Source organism: Prosthecodimorpha hirschii (assembly GCF_001305515.1).
Classification (GTDB): domain Bacteria; phylum Pseudomonadota; class Alphaproteobacteria; order Rhizobiales; family Ancalomicrobiaceae; genus Prosthecodimorpha; species Prosthecodimorpha hirschii.
Map to the genome: position 1 here is coordinate 3,727,432 of NZ_LJYW01000001.1, position 13,170 is coordinate 3,740,601.

Genomic DNA, 13,170 nt, shown 5'->3' on the forward strand with positions numbered 1-13,170 from the left:
GGCGTTGGTGGGACATGAGAGGACTCCTTACGACAGCGACAGGGCGGTGACGACGAGATCGACGGCCTTGATGCCGACGAAGGGCAGGACGAGGCCGCCGAGGCCGTAGACGACGAGGTTGCGCCGGAGCAGCGCCGCCGCGCCGACCGCGCGGTAGGGCACGCCCTTCAGGGCGAGCGGGATCAGCGCGACGATGATCAGCGCGTTGAAGATGATCGCCGACAGGATCGCGCTTTCCGGGGTGGCCAGGTGCATCACGTTGAGGGCGCCGAGCTCCGGGTAGGAGGCGACGAACAGGGCCGGGATGATGGCGAAATACTTGGCCACGTCGTTGGCGATCGAGAAGGTGGTGAGCGAGCCGCGGGTCATCAGCAGCTGCTTGCCGATCTCGACGATCTCGATGAGCTTGGTCGGATTGCTGTCGAGATCGACCATGTTGCCGGCCTCGCGGGCGGCCTGCGTGCCGGTCTGCATGGCGACGCCGACATCGGCCTGGGCGAGCGCCGGTGCGTCGTTGGTGCCGTCGCCGCACATGGCGATCAGCCGGCCGCGCTCCTGCTCGGCGCGGATATAGGCGAGCTTGTCCTGCGGGGTCGCCTCGGCGATGAAGTCGTCGACGCCGGCCTCCGAGGCGATCGCGGCGGCCGTGACCGGATTGTCGCCGGTCACCATGACGGTGCGGATGCCCATCGCCCGCAGGGCCGCGAAGCGCTCCTTGATGTCCGGCTTGATCACGTCCTTCAGGTGGATGACGCCGATCAGGCGGCCGTTCTCCATCACGCCGAGCGGCGTGCCGCCCGACCGCGCGATGCGGTCGACGGCCTGGCGGAACTGCGGCGGCGTGCGCTCGAGCGGCAGGTCGATGGCGCGCAGGATGGCGTCGACCGCCCCCTTGCGGATCAGCCGGCCGTCCAGGTCGACGCCCGAGATGCGGGTCTGCGCCGTGAAGGCCACGAAGCTGCCGCGCCCGCCGGCCGGTTCCTTCAGGCCGTGGTCGGCCTTGGCCAGCGCCACGATCGAGCGGCCTTCCGGGGTCTCGTCGGCGAGCGAGGCCAGGAAGGCGGCCTCGGCGACGGAGCGCACGGTGGCGCCCGATACCGCGACGAACTCGGTCGCCATGCGGTTGCCGTAGGTGATGGTGCCGGTCTTGTCGAGGAGCAGCGTGCCGACATCGCCGGCCGCCTCCACGGCCCGGCCCGAGGTCGCCACGACGTTGAACCGGATCAGACGGTCCATGCCGGCGATGCCGATCGCCGACAGGAGGCCGCCGATGGTGGTCGGGATCAGCGTCACCAGAAGGGCGGCCAGCACGGTCACCGACAGGATCGTGCCCGAATAGGCGGCGAGGCCCCACAGGCTGACGACCGCGATCAGGAACACGAGCGTCAGGCCGGACAGCAGGATCGACAGGGCCAGTTCGTTCGGCGTCTTCTGGCGGCTGGCGCCTTCGACGAGCGCGATCATGCGGTCGAGGAAGGTCGAACCGGGCGCGGCGGTGACGCGGACCTTGATCCAGTCGCTGAGCACGGTCGTGCCGCCGGTGACGGCGGAGCGGTCGCCGCCGGCCTCGCGGATCACCGGGGCGCTTTCGCCCGTGATCGCGCTTTCGTTGACCGAAGCGACGCCCTCGACGATCTCGCCGTCGGCCGGGATCACGTCGCCGGTCTCGACCAGCACGATGTCGTCGACCTCCAGGTCGTCGGAGCCGACGCCCTCGTAGACGCGGTCGGGCGTGTCGGGAAAGAGCAGCCGCTTGGCGACGGTCTCGCGGCGCATGGCGCGCAGCGAATCCGCCTGCGCCTTGCCGCGGCCCTCGGCGACCGCCTCGGCGAAATTCGCGAACAGCACCGTGAACCAGAGCCAGAGCGCGATCTGGATCGTGAACAGGAGATGCCCCGACCCGGTCGCTGCCTCGCGTGCCGCCACCAGGGTGACGACGAGGGCCACGACGGCGGTGACGAACATCACCGGATTGCGCGCGAGCTTGCGCGGATCGAGCTTCCGGAGCGCTTCGAGGCTCGCCTCAGCGAGGATCTTGGCGTCGAACAGGCCGGGTTCGGCCGTGACATGCTTGGACATGGGAACACCGTCAGAAGGTCTTGCCGGCGAGCATCAGGAAGTGCTCGACGATCGGACCGAGGGCGAGAGCGGGGAAGAACTGGAGGCCGCCGAGGATCAGGATCACGCCGATCAGCAGGCCGACGAAGAGCGGGCCGTCGGTCGGGAAGGTCCCGGCGGTGGCCGGCGCGCGGGTCTTGCCGACGAGCGATCCGGCCATGGCCAGGACCGGGATGACGTAGGCGAAGCGGCCGGCCAGCATGGCGATGCCGAGCGTGGTATTGAACCAGGCGGTGTTGGCGTTGAGCCCGGCGAAGGCCGAGCCGTTGTTGCCGGCCGCCGACGAGTAGGCGTAGAGGATCTCGGTCAGGCCGTGCGGCCCGGCATTGGCGAGGCTCGCCAGCGCGTCCGGCAGCAGCGCGGCCGCGGCCGAGAAGCCGAGGATGGCGAGCGGCAGGATCAGCACCGCCAGCATGGCGAGCTTGATCTCGCGCGCCTCGATGCGCTTGCCGAGATATTCCGGCGTGCGCCCGACCATCAGGCCGGCGACGAAGACCGCCAGGACGGCGAAGACCAGCATGCCGTAGAGCCCGGAGCCGACGCCGCCCGGCAGCACCTCGCCGAGCTGGATCAGGAACAGCGGCACCAGCCCGCCGACCGGCGTCAGCGAGGCGTGCATGGCGTTGACGGCGCCGCAGGAAAGCCCGGTCGTGGCCGCCACGAACAGCGCCGTCAGCGCCTGACCGAAGCGGACCTCCTTGCCCTCCATGTTGCCCTGGAGCGGGTCGACGCCGAGCGCGGTCAGGAGCGGATTGCCGGCGCTTTCCGCCGCATAGACGATGGCGACGCCGGCGACGAGCAGGATCGCCATGGCGGCGATCAGCGCCCGTGCCTGGCGCGGCGCGGCGATCATCCGCCCGAACATCACCACGGTCGCCGCCGAAACGAGCAGCATCGCGGCGATCGACAGGACGTTGGCGAGTGCCGACGGGTTCTCGAACGGATGGGCCGAATTGGCGTTCAGGAAGCCGCCGCCATTGGTGCCGAGCTGCTTGATCGCCTCCTGGCCGGCGATCGGACCGAGCGCGAGGGTCTGCTTCGCGCCTTCGAGCGTGGTCGCCTCGACGGCGCCCGACAGGGTCTGCGGGATGCCGGCGAGCACGAAGGCGAGCGCGAGCAGGATCGACAGCGGCAGCAGCACGTAGAGCACCGTCCGGGTCAGGTCGACCCAGAAATTGCCCAGCGTCTGCGCGCCGGAGCGGGCGAAGGCCCGCGTCACGGCTGCCGCCAGGGCGATGCCGGTGGCAGCGGAGACGAAGTTCTGCACCGTCAGCCCGGCCATCTGGACCAGGTGGCCCATGGTGCTCTCGCCGCCATAGGCCTGCCAGTTGGTGTTGGTGACGAAGCTGACCGCGGTATTGAAGGCGAGATCCGGCGGCACGGCCGCGAAGCCCTGCGGGTTCAGCGGCAGCACGGCCTGGAAGCGCATCAGCGCATAGAGCGCGGCGAAACCGGCGGCGCTGAAGGCCAGCATGGCGAGGGCATAGCCGAGCCACCGCTGCTCGCGCGCCGGATCGATGCCGGCCAGCCGGTAGAAGGCGGCCTCGACGGGGCCCAGCAGCCGGGACAGCGGATGGCGCTCGCCGGCGAGCACGCGGGCCATGTAGAGCCCGAGCGGCACCGCCGCCGTGGCGACGAGAATGAGTGTGACTGCGATCTGCAGCCAGCCATTGGCGGACATGGGGGAGACTCCTCGGCAGCCCGCGCTCGCCGTCGAGCGCAGCCGCCGGCAAGGCGGTTCCGCGATCAGAACCGTTCGGGATGGATGAGGGCGAAGACCAGATAGCCGCCGAGCAGGACGGCGACGACGAGGGCGAGACCGGGTTCAGTCATGGCTGCGCCTCACAGCCTGTCGCAGGCATGCGCATAGGCGGCCAGCAGCAGGAAGCTGCCGAGACCGACGCCCAGGAAGACGAAATCCAACATGGCGGGTTCCTCCAATCGAGGCCCGTACCGTGCCGCCGTCCGGCGTAAGGTTTCGATCGGGAATGCGGGGCTCCCGCATAAGGAGAGCGTAAGGCCGTCGATCGCGGCAGGGCGCAAGCGGCCGCGGCCGCCCGGAAGGCCGGGCGGGGCGGGATGTCGGCTGCGATGGACGGCGATGCGGCAGGGTCCGCGCGGGTCAAGGCCCGGCCGGAAGGCTTCTGGCGCGGCCGGTCCTCGGGGCCATCCGGCAGTGTGTCCGGTTAACTCGCCACCCGGTCAGGCGGCCGGCGTGGCGTCCGCGAGGAGGGCGGCAAGCGCCGCGCGCACCGGATCGGGGATCGGCACCGGCTTCTGCGTGGCGCGGTCGACATAGACGTGGACGAAATGGCCCTCGGCGGCGCTGTCGTCCGCATCCGCACGGAACAGGCCGATTTCGTAGCGCACCGACGAGCGGCCGAGATGGGCGACCCTGAGGCCGGCGACGACCGGCTCCGGGAAGGCCAGCGAGGCGCGATAGCGGCACTGCGTCTCGACCACCAGGCCGATGATCGGGCTCGTCTTCGGGTCGAGCAGGCCGGCCTCGATCAGGTGCCCGTTCACGACCGTGTCGAAGAACGAGTAGTAGACCACGTTGTTGACGTGGCCATAGACGTCGTTGTCCATCCAGCGCGTCGAGAGGGTCCGGAAATGGCGGAAATCCGCGCGGCGCAAGGGCGCGGCGCCGGTCACAGCGACTCTCCGTAGAGGCGCGTGGCGTCGGCGAGCGTGACCTCGCGCGGATTGTTGATCAGAAGCCGGGTCTGCTTCATCGCATCCTCGGCGAGCGCCGGCACGTCGGCCGCCGTGATGCCGACCTCCGCCAGGCGCACCGGCAGGCCGAGTTCGCCGCCGAGGCGGCCGAGCCGGTCGACCAGGGCCGCGGCCCGCGCGGCCTCGGAGCCGCCGGCCTCCGGCACCACGATCCCGGCCAGTTCCGCATAGAGCACCTCGGCGGCGGTCATGTTGAAGCGCAGCACGGCCGGCAGGACGAGCGCGTTGGAAAGCCCGTGCGGCACGTGGAACCGGGCGCCGACCGGATAGGCGAGGGCGTGGACGGCGGCGACCGGCGCATTGGCGAAGGCCATCCCGGCCAGCATCGAGCCGAGCAGCATGGCCTGCCGGGCGTCCCGATTGGACCCGTTGCGGCAGGCCTCGGCGATGTTGCCGGACAAGAGCCGCAGCGCCTCGCGGGCCAGGCAGTCGGAGACCGGGTTCTTCAGCCGCTTGCTGGTGAAGGCCTCGATGGCATGCACCATCGCGTCGATGCCGGTCGCCGCGGTGACCGGCGCCGGCAGGCCGAGCGTCAGGTCGGCATCGAGGACGGCCACGTCCGGGATCAGCACGGGCGCGACGACGCCCTTCTTCTCGCCCGCCCCGGTGGTCACGATCGAGATCGGCGTGACCTCCGATCCGGTCCCGGCCGTGGTCGGCGCCAGCACCAGGGGCAGGCGCGGCCCGCGCGCGAGACCGACGCCGTAGATGTCCGCCAACGCCTGCCGCCCGGGCACCAGGAGCGCGACCAGCTTGGCGACATCCATCGAGCTGCCGCCGCCGACCGACACGACCGCATCGGCCCCGGCCGCGCGCGCCGCCTCGACGGCCTTCAGCACCAGCGCCTCCGGCGGATCGGCGACCACGTCGGTATGGACCGTCACCGCGATGCCGGCCTCGCGGCAGCCCTTCAGGGCCGGCTCCAGCAGCCCCGCCGCCTCGATGCCGCGATCGGTCACCAGGAAGACATGGCGCGCACCGAGTTCCGCCACCAGGGTGCCGATCCGGCCGGACGCGCCGGGTTCGACGACGACATGGCGGGTGGTCTGGAAGGCGAACGGGATCATCGTCGATATCCTCGCGGGTGGGGCGAACGGCCGGATCGGACCGGCCGTCCCGGTCGGCGACAAGGCGATACCGCCCACGGCCGGCGCGTCAATGGGCCATGCGGCGGAAAATCCGGAGAGGTGGAGGGACGGCTTTCGGGTCCAGGCCCGGGAGAAACGTGCGGATACAAAATTCCTGCGTCCGGTCAACCGCTTCGGATCGTTTGGGGATTGCGCGGCAAGGGCCGATGCGGGCCTCCTCGGGGGGCCGTCGAATCGCCGGCCGCACCGTAACGCCGCCCGGCAAGGACTGCCGAGCCCGGCGGGAACGCAGCCCAGTCTCGTGGCGGCGTGGTGCGCCAGGCGCCAAAGTCGCCATGCCGTTTCGGGGCCGGAGTATCGGATGATCCTGGTTGAGAGACAGGCACCTGCGGGTGCGCTCAAGACCCTTCGGACCGCAAGCGCTCACATTGGGCATGAAAACCCATATTGCGGGACATTCGGGTGCGCAGGATTTTCCGATCGATCAATTGAAACTCCGAAATCAATTTACGAGAGCACAGGATTTACTCAATATGTTATATTCGGCAAATTGTGCCTCGCGAAATGGAAGCGAGACATGAATATAGGCAAATATTGCCGGGTCTTTATATTGCAAAAATACTTTGATCCTCGCGCCTGGTTTGTCGGTTTCCGCCGTTCAACAGATGAGACCGCGTGGCTGCTTCCGGGAGCGGCGCATGACGGCGGCGGAGGGTGAAATGGCGGCAGTCGCTCCGGGGGGCCGGCAGACGCGGAACAGGGCGGGTGGGGACGACGGAGATCCGGGCGCCCGCCCGGTTCCGGCGCCGCGCCGAGGCGGCGTGGTCGAGGACGACGACGAGGCGCTGCTCCGTCGGATCGCCGCGGAGGATCAGGCCGCGTTCCGCCTTCTGGTCGAGCGGCACATCGACCGCGCCTATGCGCTCGCCCTGCGCATCCTGCAGAATGCGGCCGACGCCGACGATGTCGTGCAGGATTGCTTCCTGAAGGTCTGGACCCACGGCGCCCGCTGGGAGGAGGGGCGCGCGAAATTCTCGACCTGGCTCCACCGCGTGGTCGCCAACCGGTGCATCGACCTGCGCCGCAGCCCGCGCATGGCGGACATCGGCGAAGCTCCCGAACCGGTCGACGAGCAGACGGATACGCTCGGCGACTTGCAGCGCGCCCAGGTCTCGACCCTGCTCGACGGCGCGCTGGCGCGGCTGCCCGACCAGCAGCGCATCGCGATCGTGCTCTCCTACCACGAGAATATGAGCAATGCCGACATTGCCGAGGTGATGGAGACCACCGTCATGGCGGTCGAATCGCTTCTGAAGCGCGGCCGGCAGCAGTTGCGCAAGGCTCTCAAAGGTGCGGAAGCCGATATCCGGCTGTCCTTTACTGTTGATTAACCATAAATCCGCGCGGCCATTCAAAAACAGCGCCTGCCGGATGCGGGGCGGCCCGTTCAAGGACTGTACGCGGACGTGATCCGCGCCGGCCCCGCCCGAGAGGTGTTCGGCCGTTCTCTTCCCGGCAGGAGCACGACATGCCCGTCATCGCCACCAACACCGCCGCCAATTCCGCCGTCCGCTACCTGAACATCAATGCCACCGAACAGAGCAAGTCGCTGTCCAAGCTGGCTTCGGGCTCGCGCATCACCCAGGCCTCGGACGACGCGGCCGGCCTCGCCATCGCGACGCGCATCTCCTCCGACGTGACCACCCTGCAGCAGGCCGCCACCAATGCCTCGCACGGCGTCTCGATCCTGCAGACGGCCGACGGCGGCGCCTCGAACATCTCCGACATCCTGCAGCGCCTCAAGGCGCTGGCCACCGAGGCCGCCTCGGGCACCGTCGGCGACACCGAGCGCAGCTACATCAACGAGGAATTCTCGCAGCTGATCGACGAAATCGACACCATCGCGTCGGGCACCCGCTACAACGGCGTCTCCCTGCTCGACGACGGCGACACCGACAACGAGTTCGACACCGGCACCGACGTGATCGTCGGCTCGGACACCACCGATACGATCACCATCACGATCGACAGCCTGACCTCGACCGATCTCGGCGTCGCCGCGCTCGATGTCAGCACCCAGGCCGGCGCCGCCACGGCGCTCGACACGATCACCGACGCCATCGACACGGTCTCGGCCGCCCGGGCCAAGATCGGCGCGCAGGAAAGCCGCTTCGAGTTCACGTCGGCCTCGATCGCCTCCAGCGTCGAGAACCTGTCGGCCGCCGATTCCGCGATCTCGGATGTCGACATCGCGTCCGAAGAGGCCAAGCTCGCCTCCGCCCAGGTGATGGTCCAGGCCGCGGTCTCGGCCGCCTCGTCGGCCAACCAGCTGACCCAGAACCTGCTCAAGCTGCTGCAGTGACGGTCCGCGGCGCGCCGGTCCGCCGCCGGCGTGCCGCTCCGACCCGAGGGGCAGTGAGAACGCGTCATGACCACGGTATCGAGCACGTCGACGACGACCACGACCAGCACGACGTCCAGCACCAAATCCAGCTACGCCTCGACCGATCCGAGCGATATCGACTGGGACGGACTGATCGAGGAGGCGGTCAATGCCAAGCTGGCGAGAGCCGACTCGATCGAGACCAAGCTGACCGCGGCGGAGACCAAGCGGGCCGCCTACGAGGAAGCGCAGAGCCTGCTGGCCGCCCTCGCGACGGCCGCCGAGGCCCTGCGCGCGCCGAGCGGCACCCTTGCGGCCGACGACGACGTCTTCCGCAACCGCACCGCCTATCTGACCGCCGTGGGCGATGTGACGGCAGCGTCGGTCGTCTCGGTGACGGCGGATACCGATGCGGATGTCGGAACCTACGAGCTCAAGGTGACGCAGATCGCCAAGGCGCACCGCGTCTCCAGCGCCGATCAGACCTCCAGTTCCGAGGCCCTTGCGCTGGCCGGCACGATCACGCTCGGCACCGCCGGCACCGGCTCGGCGACGATCGACGTCACCGCCGACATGGACCTGGCGGCGATCGCCGAGGCGGTCAACGCCGTCACCGACGCTACCGGCGTCAAGGCGACGGTGATGAAGGTCTCCGACACGGCCTATCGGCTGGTCCTGTCATCGACCGAGACGGGGCAGACGATCGAGGCGACCGATGGCGGTGGCGTGCTGGAAAGCCTCGGCGTGATCGATGCCGACGGAAACTTCGCCGACGAGCTGCAGGCCGCGCAGAATGCCGTCTTTTCGATCGACGGCGTCGAGATGACCCGCTCGACCAACGACATCGACGACGCGCTCGACGGCGTCACCCTGCATCTCTATGCCGTCACATCGACCGACGAGAGCAGCTCCAATGCGGTCTCGCTGGAGATCGCCACCGATCTTTCGGCCGTCGAGGACGCGGTCAGCGCCTTCGTCGATGCCTACAACGCCTATCGCGACTTCGCGCTCGCCCAGCAGACCACGTCTTCGGACGGCACCGCCTCATCCGACGCGGTCCTGTTCGGCGACAGCACCCTGCGCAGCATCAACACTGCGCTCGCCTCGGCGCTGACCTTCAGCTTCGACGACACTGCGCTGACGACGATCGGCATCACCTTCGACGACGACAACAAGCTGGTGCTCGACACCGATACGCTCGAATCGGCCCTGCTCGACGATCTCGACGCCCTGGAGGCTCTGTTCTCCTATCAGTTCGACGCCTCGTCCTCCGATCTCCAGCTGCTGCGCCGCGGCACCGAGGCGCCGGACAGCTTCACGATCGACATCACGGTCGACGCGGACGGCACGCTGACCGGGGCTTCGGTCGGAGGCGACGACAGCCTGTTCACGGTCACCGGCTCGCGCATCGTCGGGGCGACCGGAACGATCTACGAGGGGTTGGTCCTGGTCTTCACCGGCACCGAATCCGCCTCGATCGACATCACCACGTCGCGCGGTCTCGCCGAGCGCATCTACACGGCGGCCGACGGGGCGTCGGATTCGAGCGACGGCACCCTGGCCGGCCTGATCGACAATCTCTCGACCAAGGAATCCGACTACCAGAGCCAGATCGACGACATCCAGAGCCGGGCCGACGCCTACCGGACGATCATCACCGCCCGCTACGCCCGCATCCAGGCCTCCATCTCGGTCGCCGAATCGACCCTCTCCTATCTCAAGGCGCTGCTGGCGCAGTCGACCGATTCGTAACGCCGCCCCACCATCCCCCGACGAGGTTCCCCGCCATGTATCCGAGAGTGGCGAATGCCGCCTATCGCCAGGCCAATGCCGCCGTCGCGCCCACCGTGGCGCTCGTGCGCGTCTATGACGAATTGATCGTGGCCATGACCCAGGCCGTACGCGCCATGGAGGAAGGCAAGCACGAGACCTGCTTCGCGCGGATCCAGCGGGTCACCACCATTCTGCGCGGGCTCGACTGCGCGCTCGACTTCGAGCGCGGCGGCGACATCGCGGAGCGACTGCACAAGGTCTACAACAGCTATATCCTGCAACTGCACATTTCCTATACCCGGCCGGATCGCGTCGCCCGGTATCGCCGGCTGATGGATGGCCTCAGGTCCCTGCGCGAGGCCTGGGTCCAGGTGGCGCTGGAGATGCGCGGCGGCTGACCCGGCGGTTGTTGATGCGGAAACAATGCGTTGCCTTCCGCAAAGACGGGAGACATTCCGAAACGGTGTGTTACACTTGTTCATATTCGTTTCCGGGAAAGATGTGCGGGCGCCAGGGGCCCGATGCCCGGAGCGAGGGGGCCGCAAGAGGCAGGGCGCCATGGACGTTCGCCGGTTCGAAGAGCTTTTGGATCTCCGCGGCGACGATCTCGCCGCCTGGCCGCTCGACGAGCGGACGGAGGCGCTCGAACTGGTGCTGACCTCTCCGGCCGCGAGCGCCTGCCTCGACGCGGCGCGGCGCCTGCGCGCGGCCTTTGCCGAGCCGGTTCCACCGGCCCCGGCGGGTCTCACCGACCGCATCTTCGCGAAGGCCTTCGCCCTGCCGCGTCGCCACGCCGCCCGGTAGGGACGGCTGTTCCGTCCCGCGCGATTCCGTCCCGCGCTATTCCGTCCGGTGACGTCCCGTCGGTGCCGACCGCCGGCCCGGTGCGCCGCGCGCTTCGATCGCGACGGCCGATAACCATCCGTCTGGTGAAACCCCCGAACGCTTCGACCACGAGCGCCGAAGGCTGGCGATGATTCGTCCTGCGGCGACCGTGCATGACAATCATTCGTTAACGATTACACGACTGCCGACAGCATCGATTCTTCGGAATGAAGTTCATCGCTGAATTTCAGCGCCTGATTTCCCGAGCCGGTCCGTTTCATCAAGACAAGGCCTCGTCCCGTCCGCCGACCGCGGCCGCCGCGAGGGGCCTGTCCCGATGTTCCTGCATGGAGTTGTTCCATGAGCTCGATCAGCTCGCTGTCGTCGCTGCTTTCGACGTCCTCCTCCTCCGCCTCGACGTCCTCGACTTCGTCGACTTCGAGCGCGTCCACGTCGACGACGACCGCCGATTTCCTCAGCCTGCTGGCGACCGAACTGCAGAACCAGGACCCGACTGATCCGACCGACGCCTCGGAACTGATGTCGCAGATGATGTCCTTCGCCAGCTACGCCCAGCAGACCGAGATGAATTCGAGCCTGCTCAGCCTGCAGGAGAGCGTCTCGTCGATTGCCGAAAGCCTGTCGTCCGCGACCGCTTCGGCCGCCTGAGGGAGCCCGCCATGAGCCTCTCCGGTGCGATCAATTCGGCCGTCTCGGCGCTGCGCGCCCAATCCCAGGCGCTCGCGGTCACCTCCGACAACATCGCCAATGCCGAGACCTACGGCTACAAGACCAGCGCTTCGTTCTTCGAATCCCTGGTCACGTCGTCCGGATCGACGGTCACGGGCAGCTATTCGGCCGGCGGGGTCCAGGCGGCGACCCGCTCGAACGTGACCAGTTCGGGCCTCTTGGAATCGACCTCGAACAGCACCGATCTGGCCATCGACGGCCAGGGCTTCTTCGTCGTCTCGGCCGGCGACGGCACCGACACGCTCTACTACACCCGCAACGGCGCCTTCACGGTCAATACCGACGGCGAACTGACCAACAACGGCTATACGCTGCTCGGCTGGCCGACCGATGCCGACGGCACGGTGACCGGCGGCACCAATACCGAGAATCTGACCCCGATCGACATCGACAGCATCGCCTCCTCGGCTTCGGCGACCACGGAAGCCTCGGTGGTCGCCAACCTCCCGGCCAATGCCGAGACCGGCGACACCTTCACGTCGACGATGGACCTCTACGACTCGCTCGGCACCCCGGCCCAGTCGACGATGACCTGGACCAAGACCGGCGAGAACACCTGGTCGCTGGCCTTCTCCGATCCGACCGCCTCGGGCAGCGACAGCGCGACCGCGATCGGCACGGTCTCGTCGAGCGCCATCACGGTGACGTTCAACGGCGACGGCACGCTGGCCTCGACCAGCCCGTCGCCACCGACGCTGACCGTCTCCGGCTGGACCTCGGGCGCCGCCGATAGCTCGATCACGCTCGATCTGGGAACGGCCGGCTCGGCCAACGGCCTCAGCCAGTACACCTCGTCCGCCTCCACGCTGACCGTCTCGCCGACCATCTCGCAGGACGGCAAGCCCTACGGCACCCTCTCGAGCATCGCGGTCGCCGACGACGGCACCGTCAACGCGACCTATTCCAACGGCCAGACCCGGTCGATCTTCAAGATCCCGGTCGCGACCTTCACCAATGCCAACGGGCTGGAGGCCATGAGCGGCGCGGTCTATCGGGTCACCGACGAGTCCGGCGCCTCGACCCTGCATCTGGCCGGCGCGGACGGGGCCGGCACGGTCCAGGGTTCGACGCTGGAGGCATCGACCACCGACACCAACGAGCAGTTCTCCAACATGATCGCCGCCCAGCAGGCCTATTCGGCCGCCTCCAAGGTGATGTCGACGGCGAACGACATGTTCCAGACCCTGCTGCAGGTGGTGAGCTGACCATGCTGCCGCAGCCGGACGACGTGCGGGCCGACCTGCTGATCGACAGGATCGAGCGCCTGGCCGGAATGGTCGGCGAACGGTTCGTGCGCAAGGCGGACCCGCGCCGGCTGGGTCCGGACGACCGGCGCGCCGCCCTGGTGGCGCTGGCCGAACTCAGCGAGGCGCTCGCCGCCCTGGAGCCGCTGCGCCGGTGGATCGGCCGCCGGATCGAGGGCGCCAGCGCTTCGAACCAGGCCTCGCTCGCCTATCTGCGCACCGCCCGCGCGCTGGCGGCCGGCCGCCGCTGAAC

The 13,170-nt window shown here is 68.6% G+C and carries 14 protein-coding genes; 9 read left to right on the forward strand and 5 right to left on the reverse strand.

Features of this window, described 5'->3' with window-relative positions:
* Nucleotides 1-27 precede the first annotated feature (27 nt).
* From kdpB to ABB55_RS16355, 5 genes are all read right to left on the reverse strand, one after another.
* Nucleotides 28-2,079 carry a potassium-transporting ATPase subunit KdpB gene (gene kdpB, locus ABB55_RS16340; RefSeq protein ID WP_054359750.1) on the reverse strand — a complete coding sequence of 684 codons (2,052 nt, stop codon included), beginning with the start codon at nucleotides 2,077-2,079 and terminating at the stop codon, nucleotides 28-30.
* A 10-nt stretch (nucleotides 2,080-2,089) separates the two neighbouring features.
* Nucleotides 2,090-3,799 carry a potassium-transporting ATPase subunit KdpA gene (kdpA, locus tag ABB55_RS16345; protein ID WP_054359751.1) on the reverse strand — a complete coding sequence of 570 codons (1,710 nt, stop codon included), beginning with the start codon at nucleotides 3,797-3,799 and terminating at the stop codon, nucleotides 2,090-2,092.
* Between the two features lie 65 nt (nucleotides 3,800-3,864).
* Entirely contained in the window at nucleotides 3,865-3,951 is an 87-nt protein-coding gene (kdpF, locus tag ABB55_RS31290) for a K(+)-transporting ATPase subunit F (RefSeq protein ID WP_083463677.1), read from the reverse strand.
* A gap of 369 nt (nucleotides 3,952-4,320) precedes the next feature.
* Complete coding sequence (locus ABB55_RS16350; protein ID WP_054359752.1) at nucleotides 4,321-4,773, reverse strand: acyl-CoA thioesterase; 453 nt, start codon at nucleotides 4,771-4,773, stop codon at nucleotides 4,321-4,323.
* Nucleotides 4,770-5,921, reverse strand: a complete 1,152-nt coding sequence (locus ABB55_RS16355) for an iron-containing alcohol dehydrogenase (protein ID WP_054359753.1) — start codon at nucleotides 5,919-5,921, stop codon at nucleotides 4,770-4,772. Before ABB55_RS16355 ends, ABB55_RS16350 begins: the two co-directional genes overlap by 4 nt.
* 382 nt (nucleotides 5,922-6,303) lie before the next feature.
* On the opposite strand from ABB55_RS16355, the gene ABB55_RS29835 reads away from it, so the two are divergent.
* The 9 genes from ABB55_RS29835 (at nucleotide 6,304) to ABB55_RS16395 (ending at nucleotide 13,168) form a co-directional block, all read left to right on the forward strand.
* On the forward strand, nucleotides 6,304-6,660 hold the full coding sequence (locus ABB55_RS29835) for a hypothetical protein (protein WP_152982070.1): 357 nt from the start codon (nucleotides 6,304-6,306) through the stop codon (nucleotides 6,658-6,660).
* Nucleotides 6,661-6,763: 103 nt separating this feature from the next.
* Nucleotides 6,764-7,333: an RNA polymerase sigma factor gene (locus ABB55_RS16360; protein WP_054359754.1), complete on the forward strand. Its 570-nt coding sequence runs from the start codon at nucleotides 6,764-6,766 to the stop codon at nucleotides 7,331-7,333.
* Between the two features lie 137 nt (nucleotides 7,334-7,470).
* A complete protein-coding gene (locus ABB55_RS16365; protein ID WP_054359755.1) occupies nucleotides 7,471-8,304 on the forward strand; it encodes a flagellin in 834 nt (277 codons plus the stop codon).
* Nucleotides 8,305-8,370: 66 nt separating this feature from the next.
* Nucleotides 8,371-10,077 (forward strand): flagellar filament capping protein FliD, encoded by a 1,707-nt coding sequence (gene fliD / locus ABB55_RS16370; RefSeq protein ID WP_054359756.1) that lies wholly within the window; start codon nucleotides 8,371-8,373, stop codon nucleotides 10,075-10,077.
* Nucleotides 10,078-10,112: 35 nt separating this feature from the next.
* Entirely contained in the window at nucleotides 10,113-10,496 is a 384-nt protein-coding gene (locus tag ABB55_RS16375; RefSeq protein WP_054359757.1) for a flagellar export chaperone FliS, read from the forward strand.
* A 160-nt stretch (nucleotides 10,497-10,656) separates the two neighbouring features.
* Nucleotides 10,657-10,902, forward strand: a complete 246-nt coding sequence (locus ABB55_RS16380; RefSeq protein WP_054359758.1) for a hypothetical protein — start codon at nucleotides 10,657-10,659, stop codon at nucleotides 10,900-10,902.
* 381 nt (nucleotides 10,903-11,283) lie between these two features.
* Nucleotides 11,284-11,592 (forward strand): flagellar hook capping FlgD N-terminal domain-containing protein, encoded by a 309-nt coding sequence (locus ABB55_RS16385; protein WP_054359759.1) that lies wholly within the window; start codon nucleotides 11,284-11,286, stop codon nucleotides 11,590-11,592.
* 11 nt (nucleotides 11,593-11,603) lie between these two features.
* Nucleotides 11,604-12,878 (forward strand): flagellar hook protein FlgE, encoded by a 1,275-nt coding sequence (gene flgE / locus ABB55_RS16390; protein ID WP_054359760.1) that lies wholly within the window; start codon nucleotides 11,604-11,606, stop codon nucleotides 12,876-12,878.
* A 2-nt stretch (nucleotides 12,879-12,880) separates the two neighbouring features.
* Nucleotides 12,881-13,168 carry a hypothetical protein gene (locus tag ABB55_RS16395; RefSeq protein ID WP_054359761.1) on the forward strand — a complete coding sequence of 96 codons (288 nt, stop codon included), beginning with the start codon at nucleotides 12,881-12,883 and terminating at the stop codon, nucleotides 13,166-13,168.
* Nucleotides 13,169-13,170 lie beyond the last annotated feature (2 nt).